Source organism: Streptomyces sp. NPDC030165 (assembly GCF_055573595.1).
Genome location: NZ_JBVIBD010000011.1, coordinates 200,163 through 216,838, shown reverse-complemented (window position 1 = coordinate 216,838; position 16,676 = coordinate 200,163). Strand labels below are relative to the sequence as shown.

Sequence of the window (16,676 nt, the reverse complement as noted above, 5' to 3'; positions counted from 1 at the left end):
TCCCCCGGCCTGTCGGCGCGGTCCCGCCTGCGAAGAACGCCTCGGGGAGCAAGGCGGCCACCAAGGTCCGCAGGCCGACGTGATGGCCCGTCGCCGTGGACGCTGGGGGCTCGGTTCCGTCGCTGGCGTGATCGGCGACGTCGCCCCCGTCCCTCCCTCAAGCGGTGCATCGCCTTCAGAGCGGTCGTGAGCGAGGAGGGCCAAGCGTTCGGCCGCAGCGGCCGCCGCGCTCCACTCGGCGGTCGTCTGGGTCAGGTGGTCGAGCTCGGTGCGGGCGTACAGAGCCGCGCCGGTGTGGCCTCCGCTGGCAAGGTAAAGCTGGACGAGTCCGTTCACCCTGCCGATCAAGGTAGATCTGCTCTCGATGAGTAGGTCGGAGTCGAGCGCGAGCATGCGTATGGTCTCGTCCACCCGGCAGTAGTCCCGTGCCATTTCGTCTTTGGAGTACGGTCGCTCGGGATGTCCGGGCTCCCTTGCCGGGTCCGGCGCTCTGATTGCCTAGCGGGCACCGCCGTTGTTGCAGTGGTGGCAGGAGAGACGGTGGTTGCCAGGGTCGTAAGCGAGCCACCAGTACCCGCGGCGCTCCGCCTCACCGACGACGACGGACTTCGGCCGGTAGCGGTCCACGTGGTAGGGCGAGCGGACGAACCTGGTCTTGCACTACCAGCATTTCTCCCCGATGAGAGCGATCAGCCGGTCGCGGATCGCGTCCTCCCGCCACATTTCGCGGAAGGAAAGCTCCTTGTCTGCGTCCTCCGCGTCGTTTTGTAGCTTTTCGAGCTCCTTAGCGGCCCGGTCTGCCCACTTCTGCGGTGCGGTGAGTCCGCTGTTGTCCATGTGGCGCACCGGGATCAGGCCCCCCCGGGGAGAAGCGCTCTTGATGCCGACGTGGACCAGTTCGCCGGACCAGGCGCGTTCGTAGCGGCGGATAGGCCGGCCGGTGAGCCGGTCCAGCCAGGCCAGACGGTTCAGGCCGTGGCGGGCCAGGATGCGGTGCACGGTCGAGGCGGGCAGACCGAGCACCGGCCCGATGCGGGCCGGACCCAGCTTGCGGGCCTGCCGCAGTGCACAGGCTCGGATTTCGGTTCGCGGGCCGGTGCGGTGCGGTGCAGGGAGGGCTGGCTGGGGCGGTCGTGCAGGACCCGCGTCGCCTTCCGCCTGCCACCGGCGCATCCACGTGTGGGCCGTCGGCCGCGAGATGCCCATCTCCGCGGCGACATGGACCACTGACCGCCCGGAGGGGACCCGGTCGACCAAGCGGCTTTCCGGAAGTTCTGTCGGTAACTGGTCGGGAACCAGGGGCTGGTCCAGGGTGCGGCGGTGGCGAGGAGCTGGCCGGGTGCGCGGGTGCGGAAGAAGGCGTGGACCTGGCGTCTGCGGGCCGGCCAGGAGACGACCGTGTTGGCCAGGTAGTGCTTCAGGCCAGCCCAGACGCGTTCGATGGGGTTGTCGTGCGGGCTGTAGCGGGCGCCGTACCACAGGTGCATCCCGGGGTGGGCGGCGATGAACGCGCGGACCGTGCGGGCGTGGTGGATCTGGTCGTTGCCGCAGATGATCACGGTCGCCGGGGCGTTGGGGAAGGCCGTGACCACTTGCTGGAGCAGGTCGAGGAAGTCGACGGCGCGCCGCCGGCCGAGCTGGTAAACGAAGGCGCCGGTGGTGACCTCCAGCGCGCCGAGCACGGTGAGCTGCCGGTTCTTGCCCGGGGTGGGGAGGTTCGGCCGGTGGCCGGGAAGTGTCCAGCTGGAGCGGACGTGGGGCAGCAGGTGCAGATGTGTCTCGTCGGCGGCCCACACCACCGTCCCGGACGGCAGCAGCCGCAGCCGTTTGGCGATCGCTGCACCACCGCCTCCCGGGCCGGATCGCCGCGGGCGATCAGCTTGGCCGCCGCCAGAGGGCGACCTGCCGCACCCGGCGGTACAGCGTGCGGCGACTGATCTGCGGTCGACCCAGGTATCTGTGCAGCCTGGCCACGGTCCATGGCCCGGGCCGCTGAAGCAGCGCCGTGATCCGTACGGTCAGCCGGGTGCCGCCCAGCTTCGGCCGTCCGCTGCGGGGCCGGTCGTCAAGGCCGGACACTCCGCAGGTGTCGAAACGGGTGATCCAGCGGCGCACCGTGGCTGGATCACACTCCACCAGCGCGGCGATCTGCGCTGGTGGCAGGCCCTGCAGCGACAGCAGCACCATCACCGCCCGTAACGCTGCCCGCCATGGGCCCCGCAGCAGGCCGCGTAGCCTTTCGGACTCGGTGACGGACGCGTTGGCGAACACGGTGGGCGGGCGCACACTGACCACAACCTCGCCGGGCGGGCGGACGATGCTGACACTTCGATCGAAGCCCGGCGAGGGCCGTGTCAATGCCTCCCGCGTCGGAGGACCCAAATGCCTTTACGCGCGGCACTTCTGGATACGCGCTTAGTTCGGAGAACGGGTCCTGTACGAGATCAGTGATCAGCAGGTTCGCATCAGCGTGAGCCAGCTCGGCCGCCTGCGCTGACGGGGGCCCGCCCCCGATACGGACAGCCGCGGCGAGCTCTGGGGGCGGACCACGAGAGGGCCAACGTCGGCGCCGTTACGGCAACGGCCATGGAGTGTCCAGAATGTGCGGCAGGCCGAGCCGGTAACGGGTCGCGTCCAGCAGTTTGGCCGCCTCGAACTCCGGCGGCCGGTACCCGGCGAACAGCCGGACGCGGCCGGCGTTCGAGCCGGCGGCGCCCAGCAGCGCGTTCGCGGCACGCCGGCCGGCCTCGTTCGCGGTCTCCATCGACGTGAAGTCGACATTGCTGTACGTCCGCACGTAGTCGGCGGCCAGGAACAGATTCGGGATCGCGGTCGCCGCATCGGGGCGGTGCTCCCAGGACCCCGCGTCGTTGAGCAGGTACGGCTCGTCGTTGGCCGGTTCGGGCCCGCCGGTCCCGGAGACGGCCGGGTCAAGGAACCACGAGTGCAGGACGTCGTCCGGCAGGTAGGTGCGCCCGGTGTCCTCCAGGGCCGCCTTCATCTGCGCCCACACCTCGGCCGCGATCTCCTGGCGGGTGCACCGCTTGGCGGGCTTGCCGTACAGGGCGCCCGGGGCGTCCCAGTCGGAGACCACGACGGAGAACGAGTCCCGCGCCTGCCCGTCGCCCCAGGTGCGCGGGAAGTCGCTCCGCCAGAACTGTGACTGGCTGATCGATACCAGCGACCAGGGCGAGTCGATGTACGCCACGTGTCCCTGCACCACCGGGACGGGACGGCGCAGGAAGTACTGGATGCCGTGCGACCACGTGGTACGCAGGCGGTCCATGCCGGCGAGCCGCCGGTCCGCCGCGCGGATCGGCGCGCTCCACAGCGCCCGCGCGCGTTCGGCCGGTACGGCCGCCACGAACCAGTCCGCCTCGATACGGACCGGACCGGCGGGCGTGGCGGCGCGGGCCGCCGTGATACGCCCGCCGCTCAGCTCAAGGGCGTCCACGGTGTGGTCCATCGCGAAGCGCACCCCGAGGCTGCGCAGATGCCGCGCCCACGGGTCGATCCACGCCTCGCTGGTCGGACCGTTGAAGATCCTGTTGGAGGGGCCGTCCGTACCGCGCTGGAGCAGGGAGAAGAGGATCGCCTCCACGCCCTGCCCGCAGGTGCGGCTGCTGGCGTCCTCGGGTTTGAGCGCCTGGATGACTTGGGCGCCGCCGCCGAACAGCTTCTCGTACTCCGTGGACTTGCCTTCGACAGCGAGGAAATCCAGCCACTTGACGTGTTCCCACTGCCCGAGCGCGCGCTCCCTGCTGCTGGTCATCAGGATGGCCAGTTGGCGGGCGAAGAAGGCGGCCTCGTGCAACGGCAGATGGAAGAGCTGCTGCACGGCACCGACCAGCATGCGCCGCAGGGCGTCCACGTCGAGCGTCCGCCCTTCGAACGGGGTGGTGGGGATCGGCAGGTCGGCCCGTCCGTCGTCGCGGGCGAAGGCGATCCAGGGAACGGAGGTGAGGTTGTCGTGGACGCCGTGGGCGTTGCCCGGGTACGGGATGCGCCGCAGGGTGTCCGGGAGGTTGTGGTAGAAGCCGAACACCCCGCGGTGCCCGTGTTCGCCCGGCAGGTCACGCCGCCCGCTGGTGCCGGTGCCGGGTACGGGGATGCTGCGCGCCTTGCCGCCCAGCGCCTTGCGCTCGTACACCGTCACCTGGAAGCCGCGCTCGGCCAGTTCGTGTGCGGCGGTCAGCCCGCCGACGCCGGCGCCCAGTACGGCCACCGACCAGCCCTGGCGGCGCCCGGCCGCGACCGCCGGCACGGCGTCGGGGAGCGCCGCAACGCCCAGGGCACCCGCCGTGGCCGCTCCGTACCGCAACACCTGCCTGCGGCCGGGGCCCCGGGCCGCTCTCCCGGCCGGGTCCCGGTGTCCGTGCTGTCCGTCCGTCATGGGTCACTCCTGCCATTCCGGTAGCTCCCGATGAGGCAGGCGACAGTAGCCACGGGCGCGGAGGAACAGAACAGCCGGCACCGAGGCACCGACCGCAACGCGCCATGGTCACCGCCCTCTTGTGGTGCGGCGAGGAGTGAGTGGTCCGTCCCGTGGACCGCCAGCACTCGGTATACGGAGTGGGTCGGGCTGTATGGATCCGACCTGCGCGTGGTGATCCGGTTGATCAAGGAGGCAGGCGGACGCGAGCACGTGCACAAGACCTGGACCGAGGGGCGCGAGGTTCAGGGGCCGACCGGCTGACGGCCCAGGCCCTTCCGTGGTACGTGAGCAGATGGCCTCCGGCCCGGCCTTCCGTGTGACCCCTGTCGGTGGCCGCTGCCCCGCCGTGGTGACCGCCCTCGCCACCGCTCGGATCATCTCGCCCGCCACCGCAGTCCAGCCCGGCGCCGGCGTTGCCCGCGGTGATGCCGTGGCAGAGTCCTTCTCATGTACAGATCCCGATCCCGTTCCCTTGCCGCGGGCGTCCTCCTGGGCGCCGTCCTGGCCCTGTCCGCCTGCGGCCAGCAGCGCACCGGCTCCGGCCCGAGCCCTTCGCCCACGCCGTCCGCCCTCGGCCCCGCACGCGGCAACGTGGAGCCCGACTCCCACGACGGCGCCCCGCACTACCGGGAGAACAACGGCTTCAAGGTCCCCCGCGAGATGACTCCCGCCAGCGAAGAAGCCGCCCGCAAGGAAGCCGCCCGCATCGACCCTGTCCTCAAGCGTCTCTGGAAGGACCACGCGTGGAATCCGGACCGCGTGCGCGCGGCGCTGCTTAGCCTCGGCTACCGAACCGGCGACGGCCTGCAGCCCGGGACGCTCATCGTGAGCGGCATGGGGGAGCGGCACATCCTCACCCAGACCGCCCCGGTCACCCCCGAGGGCGCCCTGTTCGGCCTGCGGGTGCGCAAGGACGCCTGCGTGCACGGCGCCGTGAAGCCCTCCGGCAGCCAGCTGGAGGTCAGCGGCCCGTTCCTGGAGACCGGCTGCTTCGAACCACGCGGCGGCCACTGAAGAGCCACCGGCGAACGGCATGCGCCCGGCAGCCAGACCCATCTGACCGCCGTGCCGTGTCACCTAATGGCGCTTCCGGCGGACCTGAGTGGAACAGTCGATAAGCCGAGGAGCTGCTGGCTTCAGGTAGCGTGAGCGGCTACCGCCCATGCTCGGACCGGCCTTACGGGTACCGGGCGGCTCTTTGAGGGGTGCTCTCTATGACCGCCATGCCCGCCGGCATTGCCCTCGTTCCGGGCCGCCTGCTGATCACCGCCTCCGCTTCCGAGGAGAGCGCGGTCAGCGCCGGTCTGCTGTGGCGCTGCCCTGCCCCTTGTGTGGGATAAGCAACGCCGACGACGCAGGCGAGCGCGACTTGGGCGCGGCCGATCGGCTGTGGACCACCGACGTGATGCCGTCCCGGGCCGGATTACGGGAAGCTACTGGACGCTCTCCGCGAAGGGCTGAAGCAATAGTTTGGTGCCCGGGCTCCCGACCGTCGCCTGGTCGCCGTCGACTTCCGTATTACCGGATACGACGGCGTCCAGGCGGGGCCACTTGGGGCGCCACCGTCTCCTTCACCGACTCCCTGGGCGGGATCGCGTACCCCGACGACTTCGAGGGCTCGGGGGCATCTGACCGGGCGCCCCGCGTTCGCCTGGAGGAAGCGGATGGCTTTGTGAGCGCCCCGTGGCGGCACTCATGGCCGTCTACCGGAACCGGCTGGAGGGCCTGTCGTCGTCAGCTCAGTGATGACCCGCCAGTAGGCCGCTACTTTGGGTACGGCGCCCTCCGGCGGCAAGCCACGGCCCCTTCCGACAGGAGCACGGTATGCCGGGTACCAATGGTGACAAGGACAATCCGCAGACCGACGGCACGGAGATCAGGGACACCGGGCAGCCGGACACCGGCAACGGCCAGGGCTCGGGGGCGGACGAGGACAAGATGGGCGGCGGCGCGCCCGGCAAGTAGGGCACAGGGGGGAGCGATGGACGCTGTCGAGCTGCGCGCGCGGTGCGCCCAGCATATCGACGAGTACGCAGGCGGCTACTTCCACGGCCGGCCGTGGCTGCGGGCTGCGTACCTGGCGGTGCCGCGGGAGCACTTCGTGCCGGGCCGGATATGGCGCCCGCGCCCCCGGGGGGAGACGGGCCCGCACCCGCTGCTGGACCGAGCCGCCGACCCGGAGCGGTGGCTAGAGGCCGTGTACGAGCCGACGACGCCCCTGATCACACAGGTCGATGACGGCGCCGTACCGCCCAACGGGCCAACAGAGTCGAGCAACTTCACCAGCTCGATCTCCTGCTCGTCGGTCGTCGTCAGCATGCTCCACCACCTCGACCCGCAGGAGGGCGACACGGTGCTGGAGATCGGCACCGGCACCGGCTACAACGCCGCGGTACTCGCCGAACGCGTCGGCGCGCACCGCGTCGTCAGCGTGGAGATCCAGCCGGACATCGCCGAGCGGGCCGTCCGGACGCTGCGCCAGTACGGGGGCAGCCGTGACGTGCCGCTCGTCGTCGCCGCAGACGGCGAGTCCGGGTACCCGGAGCGGGCGCCGTACGACCGGATCATCTCCACCGCGTGCGTGCGCGAGATCCCGTCGGCGTGGCTGAAACAGGCCGCGCCCGGCGCCGTCATCATCACCCCCATGCGGACGCCGTTCGGCATCGATGCCCTGCTGCGCCTGGTCGCCGACGGTGAGGGCAGTGCGGAAGGCGGCTTCGTCACCTCCGTGTCCTTCATGCCTACCCGGGGCCAGCGGTCGTACAGGCCGTGGAGTGAGATCGGCTGGTTCACCCTCCGCGACCTGGACGTGCGCGCGGACGCCGGAGGGCAGCGTATTCGTCTGCGCTGACCACCGGGCCATCACCCCGACATGAGCGCGAGGTCGTGCGTGCGGGAGCCTCGTCTCTGACGGGGAACGGGCATGCCCGCTGAGCGTGAGGCGCCCGACTCACCGTGCAGTTCCTCGGGCGTGCGCTGGCTGAGGTTGCGGATCCCGCGCAAGGTCTCCGGCGCGTCGGGGCCGAGGGAGCTGACGCGGCGAAGGAGGTAGTAGAAGCTGGTGGTGTCGGAGGACACCTTCTGGTGCGTCGCCGCCTCGGTGTCCAGCGATTCCACGATGCCGCCGACGGTGATGCCGGAGACGGTGCCGCCCTTGGCGACGTTGACCACCAGGTCGTCCGGGTACGGCGGTATCTGCCTGCTCTGCGCACTTGATCAGCGGGTTCAGACGCAGGTGATGGGCCCGCCAGGGGCGGGCTGGTACAAGGTCCACACGACGAACGCTTCGCCCAGCAGGAGGAAGATGCCGAGCAGCATGGACACCAACGCCACTGTGCCGCGCCAGCCGCTGAAAACCGTCGGCGTGCGGTGGGCGCGCCTCGCCAGTTGGACATAGGCGACGACCGCCCCCAGTCCGCACAGCAGCGCTCCATAGGCGAATACGTACATCTGCCAGGTCAGGGGCAGATCGCCGCAGTGCGCCCATTCGGCCTTCTCGTGGGCTTTTCTGGCGGAGTACTGGGCGAAGCTCGCGAGCACGCCGAGAACTACCAAGGCCGGCACCCACAGAGCAGCGAGCCCCGGCCTGGTCGGTGTTTCCTGGTCCGTGGCCATCAGTACCAGTCCGGGTGGGGTCGCACGATCCGCGCGTTCTGCTTGCCTTCGGCCTTTTCCGTGTTGGGCAGGCGCCCGTCGAGGCTGACATTGCGATACGGGTCGCTGTGCTGGGTGTACTTGATCTCGCCGTCCGGCATGACACCGGTGACAACGGCGGCGTGGTGGGTGTTGCCCTTCTCGATCTGGCTGTTGTCGCCGGACTGCTCGTAGTAAATGATGTCGCCGGGACGGACCTGGTCACGCGGCACTTCCTCGCCGCCGTGGTCCAGCATGAAGTTCTGCTGGTTTTCCGCACCAGCCCACGTCTTGGAGAACGCGGCCCGGTCCAGGTCGCTGATCAAGGGAAGATCGAGGCCGGTCGGGTGGCCCCTCATCCAGGTGTCGTCGGCCCGGGTGCCCCAGATGGACTCCTTCTCCTTCATTCCTGCGTGCGCCAGGGATTCGGAGACGAAGTTGGTGCAGTTGTTGCCGAAGTCGATCTCGTCGTCCTGGTCCCAGTTCTGCAGCGCGTACTCGACCATCTTGACCCGGTCGAACTTGCCGTCCGTGCCGCGCATCTCCTGCTTGACGCTCTCCGGCAGCCCCTCCAGCTTCGACAGGGCGACCGGGTCGGCCAGCATCAGATCGTGCCGCTGCTTCTCGCTCAGGCCGTTCCACCACATGCGCTGGGTCATCGCCCCCGCATCCCGGGGAATCTCGGCGCCAAGGATCTCCATCTCCGCCTGGGATGCCTTGTTCTGCACCTTGAGCGCTTCACCGGGATCGGCGACGTTCACCTTGTCCGTCAGCATGGCGAACTTCGCGGCGGCCGTGTTGTCGGCCTCGCCGACCTGCCGCAGCACATGATCGCGCAGCGCGACGATGTACTCGCGCGCATGCAGCTTGTCCGGGTCCTCACCGGGCATCGGCGCGCCCTCGGGCAGGCCGTCCGGTCCGATGCGCAGATTGTGGCGCTGGGCGAGTTCGTTGATCTCGCGCGCCGAGCTCAGTGCGGTCTCCATACTGTCGGCCACGGCCTCGCAGAGCATCTTGCCGCCGAGCAGGATGTCGTAGGCGGACTCCAGCTGGTCGGCCAGCTTTTCGAATTCCTTTGCGGCCTTCTGGCCCACCTCGTCGGTCCAGTTGTCGGCCAGCGGCTTGGTGCCGTTGTCCCGGATGTCCTGGGCGGCACGCAGGGCGTGCTTGGCCAGCGTCGCCCATTCGTCGGCGGCTTTGTGCCACTTCTCGGGCCGGGCGTTGATCACGGCCTCGTAGTTCACCACCGGCCGCTCACGCCTTTCCCAGGTCGTTCAGACCGTGCCGCAGCCGTGAGGCCGCTTCCTCGTCCTGCGCGGTGTAGCTGCCGGCGCTTTCCTGCAGCCCTCGCCCAGCTCCCCCATCTTCTTCGCCAGGCCCACCATGTGCTCCTCCCACATCAGCGCGCAGGAGTAGAGGTGCCCGGCACACTCCCAGCCCAGACGGAGTCCGCCAAACCCGTCGCCTGGCACTCCTCCAGGGAATTGTTCAGCTTGCGGGCCCCCCCGCGACAGCGCGCTCACATCACCGCCCGCCGCCTGCACAGCATGACCGTTGATGTTGATGTCGCCCATGGCCCCGTCCCCGTCGATCCACTTTCCAGCTCATCGTAAATGGCCCCGAGCGGACAAACCGGCTCCTTGAGCCGTGGTCGCGGAGCACGCCGACAGCCCGTCGGCGCCGAACGGCACGGCACTGTACACAGGGGAAGCGAGGGACTTGCCTGGCCGGGAAGAGGCCGTGCAATTGTGAAGCCGAAGCCTGCTGGCCGGCGCGAGCATCAGTCCGTCCTCCTCGGCCGTCGGCTTTCAGCGTCTCACCCTGGCTGCAGGGCACCGCCGCGAAACGTATCCTCACTTCGGGAAGTCGGCATCGCCGCCGTTGCACAGCCATCACGGAGCGGAGCGGACAGGCACATGGATCACTGGTCGACTACGACTTCAGCTCGGCTCCACCTGCACCGCACAGCGCGTTCTCGCCTTTTCCTCCGTGGCCGTCGACAGCCTCGACACGATGGCCGCCGTCAGCGTCGGCACCCTGATCCGCGACGGCTACGGCGGCCCGGACACCTGCCAGGCCCTGTACTGCGCCCTGCCGCGCCCCGAGTTCACCGGCATGTCGATCCTGCTTACCGGCACCGAGGATGCCTACCCGCCCGGCATGGTCACCGTCGACATCGACTCACCTGGCATGCTCGGCTTCCACTGACGGGCAGGCGACCCGTCGGTCCTGCTCGGCGCCGGTGCCGAGCAGCCCCATGGAGGGGGATGCAGTCTGCGCTGCCCGCCCTTGGAGCCAGCCGCCCAGCCGGGCGGGGGTTCGGCCCTGTGGCGGACAGCCGTGTTCGTCGCCCCTCCGGCCCCACGGCCAGCGCACCGGCCGGACAGGCCGCGGCCGCGCTCACGGCCCTGCGCGATACACCCGTCCAGGCCGGAGTGCTCCAGGCCGCGGCGGTGCCCCTGGAGGCCCCCACCCGTACGGCTGCCGACCCCGAGACCGTGGCGGCCGCGGCCGCCACGGTCAAGCTGCTGCGTGCCGCCCTGCAGCAGGGCCTGGAGGACGGTTAACCGCCGTACCGAGGTCCCCCGGCAGTACGCCACTCCCGGCCACCGAGCCACTGCACCCATCCCGGGTCGTCGAGGAGCGCGCCACCTTCCGGCAGCCCGGCGCGCCGCAGGAACTCTTCGACGTCCGTGTCCGAGAACGCGATGCCCAGGTCGCGGTCGATCCCGGCCGTACGGACGGAGACGCGGCGGCCGCCGGAGGCCGCCGGCCGGTGCACGGCGATGGGCGCGGACATGGCTCCACCCTGGGCGCGGGGGCCTGCGGCCGCACGCCGGCGCACGCGTCCGCAGGCTGCCACGGCCGCCTTCACAGCTCCGGGACCAGCTGCCGTCCCAGGGACAGAAGTAAGTCCATCGTCCAGTCGTCCACGGCCTTCTCTCCTTGTCGTCGGGTGCGTAAGCGTTCGGCACCCCGGTCGGGGCCTGTTGTGAGGGAGGGAGTCGGCGAGGGGGCTTTTCCCACGCGGCTTTCGATGTGCTGTAGGGCACGCCGGGGTCCGTTTGGCTGTAGCCCTGCCGCGTCCGGGAGCCCAGGGCGGTTGCGGCCAGGCCGCCGTGACCGAGTACTCGCCCGAAGCGGTTCTCCTGTGCGCGCTTACGGGGAGGAACTGTCAGTGCCCGTTGAGACGTGCTGCGCGCACGCTTGGGGAGTGGGGGAGGTCCAGCGCTGGACGATCTGCTGGTGGCGGGGTTCGCCCTTCAGACGCAGACCGAGGTCCACATCGGCGAGAGGCCGCTGGAGCAGTGGCGGGCGCTCAGCTACGGGCGGGGAGAGACGGTGGTGTGCGGCCTGCTGCTCACCTGCCAGCCGACCTGTCGGGCCAGCGCGTCCTGAAGGCGATCGCGGACCGGGTCGTGAGCGCAAAGTCCCTTTTCTGCCGACGCGTTGGGCCCTGTCACTGCCCGCCCATGGGCCCGTTAGGGTGGCCCGGTGACCGACGAGATCGTGGACGGACTGAACCGCTTCCGAGCCGAGGCGATATCCCGGGGCCTGGCGTCGGAGGAGGTGGAGGAATGGATACGGGTCGCCGTGCCGGCGGTGTACCTGGCCGAGGGCGGTGACGGCCCCCTCGTGGCCCGGGTCGGCGGCAACCCCCTGCTGCCGCACGGCGTGCCGAAGCCGCCCGACCCCTTCGTGGCCTCCGTCGACCTCGCGGCCCTCCCGCCGGGCGCGACCAACCTTCCACTGCCCGCCGACGGCCACCTGCTCTTCTTCTCCGGCACCGATGTGCAAGGCATCGAGGGACAGGTGCCCGACGCGGTGCTGTACGTCCCCGCCGGGACCCCTACAACCCCGACCTTCCTCGAACACCGCTGGCGCGAGCCGTACCGGCCGCGTGAACTGCGCACGGTCTGGCACCAGCCGAGCGCGCAGATGCCGGAGAGCTTCGCCCTCGACAGATGGGGCGACTTCCCCGAGGAAGAGCAGTTCGAACTCGCCGACGAACTCAGCGACGCCTGGGCACACGTGGGCGGCTACCGCCCTTCCTGGGTTTTGCAGATCGGCGGCCATCCGGTCTCGCCGCAGAACGACCCCGTCCACTACGCCCGCACGCCCGAGGAGGCCGGCCCCTGCGAGCACGGCGGTACGGCTCACGAAGAGGACGCCGGCGACTGGGCTCTGCTGGCCACCTGGAGGTGCGGCGATGACGTCACGGAACTGGACTCCGGCGTGGCCCACTGGGTGATCCGCCACCGGGACCTGGCGGCCCGGCGCTTCGACCGGGTTCACCGCTACGTCGAAATGGCCTGACCGCGCGGGGCGGGGACAGTCTGCTCCCTGACGCTCATCAGCCGCCCTCCCTGCCCCGCCCACGCCACCCGGTCCGTGCCGTCACCGTGACGATCGGCCTGTCAGAACGAGTGCAAGCAACCGGCGGCCGCAGCCCGGCAGCCGTCCCCCGGGCCGTGCGGCCAGGCTGAGATCGGCCGTGCAGGAGCTCGCGGCTATGGAGCCGCCCTGCCGAACACATGGCGATCTCCGGGCTGCTGGCCAGAGACGAGTGTTTTCTGATTTCAACCAAAGTGGCCGCCTCACCAAGGAGGGCATCGTGCAGGACCGGGCAGTGGCCACGCGGCGTACCATCCTGACCGCGGCCGCCGAGGTGATCATCGAGCGCGGGTACGGCGGCGCGTCCATCTCGCAGATCACCGCCCGGGCCGGCGTGGCGGCGGGAGCGGCGTACTTCCACTTCCACGGCAAGGAAGGCATCGCGCACAGCCTGCTCGGCCTCGACCTCCTTGAGGGGCTGCCCCCGCGCCGCGGCCCGGTCCTGCAGCAGTGGGGCGACCTGGCGCTGCTGCTGGCTCGCCGCCTCGACACCGATGCGAAAGTTCGGGCCGCGCCGTACCTGGCCGCGCTCGCCGAGAGCCAGGACGGCTGGAGGTCTCCCTGGGCCGCCTGGCGGGCCACCGTAGCCCGCCGCTGCACGTCGCCGGGCAGGAGGGCGAGCTGCAGGCGCACGTGCAGCCCGACGCGGTGACCGAACTGCTGATCAGCGCGTGGGCCGGGGTGGCCGACCACCGCACCCCCGGCACCGCGGAGCAGCAGATGCGTACGTTCCTGGCCTGCTGCCTGCCCGGCATCGCCGCCCCGGCGGCCGCGGCCCGGGCTGGAGCCGGCGTCACGGCCCGCACCGCGCTCTGGCCCCAGCCCGGCCGAGACCGCGGCCTGACCCGGCGCCTGTGCTGGAACCGGCTACCGGGGGCTGGCGGGACTCTGGAACAATCGGTACGGCACACCACGGCCGCGCCGCAGTTCGGGTGAGCAATAGTCTCCGAGTTCCTCGTTCGTCCCCCAGCTCCCTGGCGCCGCTGAGAGTGCCTGGACCTGGGCCTGTTACCTCGTCCGGGTGAGCGCAGGCCGTTCTGACCCAACCTCGCCCATAGTGCGCAACCCTCATCCCGGTCGGGATTCCTTCAGTCTGGGTGAAGTCGTGGAGGCGTGGGTCGGCTCCGGCCGTAGTGCGCGATCTGCGCGAGTACCGCGCACCGGTGAGCGAGGAGGAGCTCGCCGAGTTCGAGACCGATGTGCTGGCGGGGTTCGTGCTCGCGCGGGCCTCGGCCGGTCTGGTCGACAGCACAATCCGCAACGACACCAACCACCTGGACCTGATCCGGGACTGGTTCGGCCGTCTGCTGTGGGAGATGGAACCGGCCGACGCCGACGTCTACTTCGGCAAGGTGCTCCGCAACGCCAAGCCCTCGACCCGGACCGGGTGGGCCGGCGCGCTGGTGCAGATAGCGCAGGGCGGAGACCAGGGTGTGGCCGGTGCGGCCTCTGCCGCGGCGGGCCCGGGCGTCTTCCCAGATCTTGTGCAGGACCGCGGGGTCGGAGCCGCAGGCGCGGGCGAGACGGGCGGTGACGTCCCAGGAGGGAAAACGTTCGCCGCTCATGACGCGGGAGAGGTAGCTGGAGGACAGGCGGGTGGCTTCGCCCAGGCAGGATCCGAGACCGTGGCGAGGTACTGGGCTTCGGAGCGGCGGTCGTCCTGTTTCTGCCCGGAGTCGCCTACCTCGGGATCACCAACGGCCACCAGTTCATCGCCAACGACTTCTTCGCCTTCATGTACTGCCGGGCCAGCGTCGGCTTCGCGGCGGTCCCGCTGCTGGCATGACGCCGGGGCGGCGGCCGGGGAGCCCGGCCGTGGATCTCCTTGACGACCCGGGGCGGATGCAGTGTCTCGGCGGCCGGGAGTGGCGTACTGCCGGGGGACCTCGGTACGGCGTTCGCCGAGCCCTCGGGAAAGCACTGGTCACGGCAGGCCCGGCGGGAGCAGCAGAGCCGCACCGCACCAGCCGAGGGGGCTGCGATTGTCGCTCATGGCCGTACGCGATGCTGAGGCGGTGGAACTTCGTTACTTCAATCAGACCGGCTGGACTGCCGTCTTCACTGGCACCGAAACCGAGATCGGCCGCATGGTGCGGGTGGAGGCGTGGGAGCCGGGAACCGGAACGGCTCTTGTCGTCGATCCCGAACGAGGCGCCATGCGCCCCGTCACGGACTATGAGGACTTCTCCCACCTCGAGAAGGCCGATCAGGTCGTGGCCGCAGTACCCGGTGGTGGGTGGCGGGCCTACTGGAAGGACGAGGGGCCGGGGAAGACCCCGCTGACGGAACAGGTCCTGGCATGGCTGATCACCTCGCAGGGACGGGCAACGGCCATCACAATGGACGCACATGGGCATGTTGACGATGCCGACAGCGCCGACGCTTTCATCCCTCCGGGCGAGGGCCTGGGACAGGTCTGAGGATCCCATCAGAGCCCCGGCCGACAGCCGCAGGCCGGGGCGGGAGCGTACTTACACCGGCTGGTACTCGACGTGGGTGCGGCCGCAGCCCGCGGCCAGGCGGCGCAGTGTGTCCCGCTCGGCGCGGTCCACGGTGAGCCCCCAACGGAGCTTGGTGCTGACCCAGTCGGCGGCGTAGGTACAGCGGGCGTCGGCCAGCGGCGGCAGCCAGGTCGACGGGTCCTGGTCGGCCTTGGACCGGTTGGACTTCGCGGTGACCGCCACGAGGCTGCGGTTGGCGCCGAGGTCGTTGGCGTACGCTTCGCGGCGCGCCGTGCGGCCTGGTGGCGGTCAGCTCCGGGCCGAACCGCGCCAAGGGCGACAAGGACCCCGCCGAGTGGCTCCCGCCCGCCAAGGACGCCTACTGCACCTATGCCGCCGACTGGGTCAGCACCAAACTGCGCTGGAACCTGACCGCCGACACCGCCGAGCGCGCCGCCCTGCGCAAGCTCGCCGCCGGCTGCCCGACGACGAAGGTGGCCTCCACCCCGGCACTGTAGCCAGAGCCACCCGCCGGGTACGTACCCCTGCCCGCGGCGGCGGGGGCCGGGCCGTGCGCACCAGAGGGCGGCGTTGCCGCTCAGTGGGACCGTTGGTGAGCTCGTGGGGCTGCGCGGCAGCCGGACAGGGCGGTGCGCCGCAGCCCTGGGCCGCGGCGCACCTGGAGTCCGGGCCGCTGGGGCGGCCCCGCGGGCTCAGCGACGGCCCCAGTGCTTGGTGCCGACCACGCGGTGGTGGTCGTTGCGCAGGGTGGTGGTGTCGCGCCGGTTGTCCCACACGTAGGTGCGGCGGTCCTGGTAGACGTCCCGCCAGGTGTCACGCCTGTGGCCGGTGTGCACGCGCACCTCCTGGCGGCCGTTCAGGCGCAGGGTGTTGAAGCGGTAGGTCTTGTGGGTGCTGCGACTGGTCAGCGTCCAGCCCTTGAGGTTGACCGCGCGGTGGCCGGTGTTCTTGACGGTGACCCACTCCGCGTTGAGGCTGCGGTTGGAGCCGTCGTCGCGGCCGGGGCTGTCGGCCTGCACCACGCCGATCACGACGGGGGAGTGGTGCGGGGCGGGCAGGGTGTGCGCGCCGGTGGCGGCGGCGGGCAGGGCCGCGGTGACGGCCAGGGCGGCCGAGCCGAGTGCGACGGCCGCGAGACGGGCAGAACGAGACATGACAAACCTCCTGCGGACAGCCCCGCCCGAGGCGGAGCCGGTAGGACGAGATGCCCGGAGCTGCTGGGCGGACCTCACTGCGGGCCCGTCCGGCGGGCAGTGGTTGAAGATGCGACGGCCCATTACAGAACCCGGACATTGCACACCCGCACTACGCCCGTCGTGCACGCCTCCGCGCACACCGGACGATCACACGGCCCCGGCACACCGCCTCAGGCGCGCCACCGACCTGCGCATTCGACGAGCCCGAATCTCCCGGGATGGCGGCTCGCACGGGCGTGCCCGGATGCCGGCCAGCGGCGTCGCGCTGGCGCTTCCTGCCCCCCAGGCCGCGTCCCCCCATGGGTACCGAGGCGCCGCAACGGCCGGACACGCACCGCTGCGATCGCTTCACCTGATGGTCACAGGCGAACCGGTTCCCCGAGAGATCAGATGGTTGGAAACATCCCCGGGCCGGCGCACAGTTCAGCACCGGCGGTCGAACGGCCACCAGCCCCAGCCCTGAGCGTGCGGCGGCGGGGCGGGACAGTCGGTCGTGGCGGTGTCGCCGGAGGTATGCGGCCGGTGGCAATACAGGGGAGCGCCGATTACCGGTGA

At 70.7% G+C, this 16,676-nt stretch carries 19 protein-coding genes and 3 pseudogenes; 11 read left to right on the top strand and 11 right to left on the bottom strand.

The annotated features are described in order from the left end of the window. Positions 1-498: 498 nt before the first annotated feature. The 4 genes and pseudogenes from ACZ4Z1_RS22405 to ACZ4Z1_RS22390 all read right to left on the bottom strand — a co-directional run bounded on the left by ACZ4Z1_RS22405 (position 499) and on the right by ACZ4Z1_RS22390 (position 4,393). The gene (locus tag ACZ4Z1_RS22405) at positions 499-627 is read right to left on the bottom strand and encodes a hypothetical protein (protein ID WP_468488360.1); all 129 of its coding nucleotides are present in this window, start codon (positions 625-627) and stop codon (positions 499-501) included. 228 nt (positions 628-855) lie between these two features. Continuing rightward, a pseudogene (locus ACZ4Z1_RS22400) lies at positions 856-1,299 on the bottom strand (helix-turn-helix domain-containing protein); the annotation flags it as partial. Then, a pseudogene (locus tag ACZ4Z1_RS22395) lies at positions 1,257-2,286 on the bottom strand (IS630 family transposase); the annotation flags it as partial. The pseudogenes ACZ4Z1_RS22395 and ACZ4Z1_RS22400, both read right to left, overlap by 43 nt. Positions 2,287-2,572: 286 nt before the next feature. After that, positions 2,573-4,393, bottom strand: coding sequence for a hydroxysqualene dehydroxylase (locus ACZ4Z1_RS22390; RefSeq protein ID WP_468488359.1), 1,821 nt, complete (start codon positions 4,391-4,393; stop codon positions 2,573-2,575). Positions 4,394-4,882: 489 nt separating this feature from the next. On the opposite strand from ACZ4Z1_RS22390, the gene ACZ4Z1_RS22385 reads away from it, so the two are divergent. The 4 genes from ACZ4Z1_RS22385 to ACZ4Z1_RS22370 all read left to right on the top strand — a co-directional run bounded on the left by ACZ4Z1_RS22385 (position 4,883) and on the right by ACZ4Z1_RS22370 (position 7,286). Next, positions 4,883-5,449, top strand: a complete 567-nt coding sequence (locus ACZ4Z1_RS22385) for a hypothetical protein (protein WP_468488358.1) — start codon at positions 4,883-4,885, stop codon at positions 5,447-5,449. Between the two features lie 200 nt (positions 5,450-5,649). Continuing rightward, entirely contained in the window at positions 5,650-5,775 is a 126-nt protein-coding gene (locus ACZ4Z1_RS22380) for a hypothetical protein (RefSeq protein ID WP_468488357.1), read from the top strand. Between the two features lie 484 nt (positions 5,776-6,259). After that, positions 6,260-6,400: a hypothetical protein gene (locus ACZ4Z1_RS22375; RefSeq protein WP_468488356.1), complete on the top strand. Its 141-nt coding sequence runs from the start codon at positions 6,260-6,262 to the stop codon at positions 6,398-6,400. 16 nt (positions 6,401-6,416) lie between these two features. Continuing rightward, positions 6,417-7,286: a methyltransferase domain-containing protein gene (locus tag ACZ4Z1_RS22370; RefSeq protein WP_468488355.1), complete on the top strand. Its 870-nt coding sequence runs from the start codon at positions 6,417-6,419 to the stop codon at positions 7,284-7,286. Between the two features lie 11 nt (positions 7,287-7,297). On the opposite strand, the gene ACZ4Z1_RS22365 is transcribed toward ACZ4Z1_RS22370, so the two are convergent. Genes ACZ4Z1_RS22365 through ACZ4Z1_RS22355 form a run of 3 tightly spaced genes read right to left on the bottom strand, consistent with a single transcriptional unit; the run spans position 7,298 to position 9,315 of the window. Further along, positions 7,298-7,606: a hypothetical protein gene (locus ACZ4Z1_RS22365; protein WP_468488354.1), complete on the bottom strand. Its 309-nt coding sequence runs from the start codon at positions 7,604-7,606 to the stop codon at positions 7,298-7,300. Positions 7,607-7,660: 54 nt separating this feature from the next. Beyond that, complete coding sequence (locus ACZ4Z1_RS22360) at positions 7,661-8,050, bottom strand: hypothetical protein (RefSeq protein WP_468488353.1); 390 nt, start codon at positions 8,048-8,050, stop codon at positions 7,661-7,663. Next, positions 8,050-9,315, bottom strand: a complete 1,266-nt coding sequence (locus ACZ4Z1_RS22355; RefSeq protein WP_468488352.1) for an amidase domain-containing protein — start codon at positions 9,313-9,315, stop codon at positions 8,050-8,052. Before ACZ4Z1_RS22355 ends, ACZ4Z1_RS22360 begins: the two co-directional genes overlap by 1 nt. 742 nt (positions 9,316-10,057) lie before the next feature. On the opposite strand from ACZ4Z1_RS22355, the gene ACZ4Z1_RS22350 reads away from it, so the two are divergent. Together ACZ4Z1_RS22350 and ACZ4Z1_RS22345 are read left to right on the top strand one after the other, a co-directional pair. Then, the gene (locus ACZ4Z1_RS22350) at positions 10,058-10,276 is read left to right on the top strand and encodes a hypothetical protein (protein WP_468488351.1); all 219 of its coding nucleotides are present in this window, start codon (positions 10,058-10,060) and stop codon (positions 10,274-10,276) included. 119 nt (positions 10,277-10,395) lie between these two features. Continuing rightward, positions 10,396-10,635, top strand: coding sequence for a hypothetical protein (locus ACZ4Z1_RS22345; RefSeq protein WP_468488350.1), 240 nt, complete (start codon positions 10,396-10,398; stop codon positions 10,633-10,635). Here the strand turns inward: ACZ4Z1_RS22345 and ACZ4Z1_RS22340 are convergent. Further along, positions 10,632-10,868: a hypothetical protein gene (locus ACZ4Z1_RS22340; protein WP_468488349.1), complete on the bottom strand. Its 237-nt coding sequence runs from the start codon at positions 10,866-10,868 to the stop codon at positions 10,632-10,634. The genes ACZ4Z1_RS22345 and ACZ4Z1_RS22340 overlap by 4 nt on opposite strands. Positions 10,869-11,563: 695 nt before the next feature. Between ACZ4Z1_RS22340 and ACZ4Z1_RS22335 the strand changes: the two genes are divergently transcribed. The 3 genes from ACZ4Z1_RS22335 to ACZ4Z1_RS22325 all read left to right on the top strand — a co-directional run bounded on the left by ACZ4Z1_RS22335 (position 11,564) and on the right by ACZ4Z1_RS22325 (position 13,399). Continuing rightward, positions 11,564-12,385 carry a DUF1963 domain-containing protein gene (locus tag ACZ4Z1_RS22335; RefSeq protein WP_468488348.1) on the top strand — a complete coding sequence of 274 codons (822 nt, stop codon included), beginning with the start codon at positions 11,564-11,566 and terminating at the stop codon, positions 12,383-12,385. A gap of 298 nt (positions 12,386-12,683) precedes the next feature. After that, positions 12,684-13,115 carry a TetR family transcriptional regulator gene (locus ACZ4Z1_RS22330; RefSeq protein WP_468488347.1) on the top strand — a complete coding sequence of 144 codons (432 nt, stop codon included), beginning with the start codon at positions 12,684-12,686 and terminating at the stop codon, positions 13,113-13,115. Next, positions 13,112-13,399, top strand: a complete 288-nt coding sequence (locus ACZ4Z1_RS22325; protein WP_468488346.1) for a hypothetical protein — start codon at positions 13,112-13,114, stop codon at positions 13,397-13,399. Before ACZ4Z1_RS22330 ends, ACZ4Z1_RS22325 begins: the two co-directional genes overlap by 4 nt. Before the next feature lie 152 nt (positions 13,400-13,551). On the opposite strand, the gene ACZ4Z1_RS22320 is transcribed toward ACZ4Z1_RS22325, so the two are convergent. Further along, a complete protein-coding gene (locus tag ACZ4Z1_RS22320) occupies positions 13,552-14,028 on the bottom strand; it encodes a hypothetical protein (RefSeq protein ID WP_468488345.1) in 477 nt (158 codons plus the stop codon). A gap of 426 nt (positions 14,029-14,454) precedes the next feature. Here ACZ4Z1_RS22320 and ACZ4Z1_RS22315 point away from each other — a divergent pair, with 426 nt between their 5' ends. Further along, entirely contained in the window at positions 14,455-14,883 is a 429-nt protein-coding gene (locus ACZ4Z1_RS22315) for a hypothetical protein (protein ID WP_468488344.1), read from the top strand. Positions 14,884-14,934: 51 nt separating this feature from the next. Here ACZ4Z1_RS22315 and ACZ4Z1_RS22310 read toward each other — a convergent pair. Further along, a pseudogene (locus ACZ4Z1_RS22310) lies at positions 14,935-15,192 on the bottom strand (HNH endonuclease); the annotation flags it as partial. Positions 15,193-15,206: 14 nt separating this feature from the next. On the opposite strand from ACZ4Z1_RS22310, the gene ACZ4Z1_RS22305 reads away from it, so the two are divergent. Next, the gene (locus ACZ4Z1_RS22305; protein WP_468488343.1) at positions 15,207-15,422 is read left to right on the top strand and encodes a hypothetical protein; all 216 of its coding nucleotides are present in this window, start codon (positions 15,207-15,209) and stop codon (positions 15,420-15,422) included. A gap of 195 nt (positions 15,423-15,617) precedes the next feature. Here ACZ4Z1_RS22305 and ACZ4Z1_RS22300 read toward each other — a convergent pair whose 3' ends face one another. After that, on the bottom strand, positions 15,618-16,079 hold the full coding sequence (locus ACZ4Z1_RS22300; protein ID WP_468488342.1) for a lamin tail domain-containing protein: 462 nt from the start codon (positions 16,077-16,079) through the stop codon (positions 15,618-15,620). Positions 16,080-16,676 lie beyond the last annotated feature (597 nt).

Excerpts from the sequence above, each read along its gene's own strand:
- ACZ4Z1_RS22370 (WP_468488355.1), top strand. The coding sequence starts at position 6,417 with ATGGACGCTGTCGAGCTGCGCGCGCGGTGCGCCCAGCATATCGACGAG.
- ACZ4Z1_RS22360 (WP_468488353.1), bottom strand. The coding sequence starts at position 8,050 with ATGGCCACGGACCAGGAAACACCGACCAGGCCGGGGCTCGCTGCTCTG.
- ACZ4Z1_RS22375 (WP_468488356.1), top strand. The coding sequence starts at position 6,260 with ATGCCGGGTACCAATGGTGACAAGGACAATCCGCAGACCGACGGCACG.
- ACZ4Z1_RS22320 (WP_468488345.1), bottom strand. The coding sequence starts at position 14,028 with ATGAGCGGCGAACGTTTTCCCTCCTGGGACGTCACCGCCCGTCTCGCC.
- ACZ4Z1_RS22380 (WP_468488357.1), top strand. The coding sequence starts at position 5,650 with ATGACCGCCATGCCCGCCGGCATTGCCCTCGTTCCGGGCCGCCTGCTG.
- ACZ4Z1_RS22340 (WP_468488349.1), bottom strand. The coding sequence starts at position 10,868 with ATGTCCGCGCCCATCGCCGTGCACCGGCCGGCGGCCTCCGGCGGCCGC.
- ACZ4Z1_RS22385 (WP_468488358.1), top strand. The coding sequence starts at position 4,883 with ATGTACAGATCCCGATCCCGTTCCCTTGCCGCGGGCGTCCTCCTGGGC.
- ACZ4Z1_RS22300 (WP_468488342.1), bottom strand. The coding sequence starts at position 16,079 with ATGTCTCGTTCTGCCCGTCTCGCGGCCGTCGCACTCGGCTCGGCCGCC.
- ACZ4Z1_RS22315 (WP_468488344.1), top strand. The coding sequence starts at position 14,455 with ATGGCCGTACGCGATGCTGAGGCGGTGGAACTTCGTTACTTCAATCAG.
- ACZ4Z1_RS22390 (WP_468488359.1), bottom strand. The coding sequence starts at position 4,393 with ATGACGGACGGACAGCACGGACACCGGGACCCGGCCGGGAGAGCGGCC.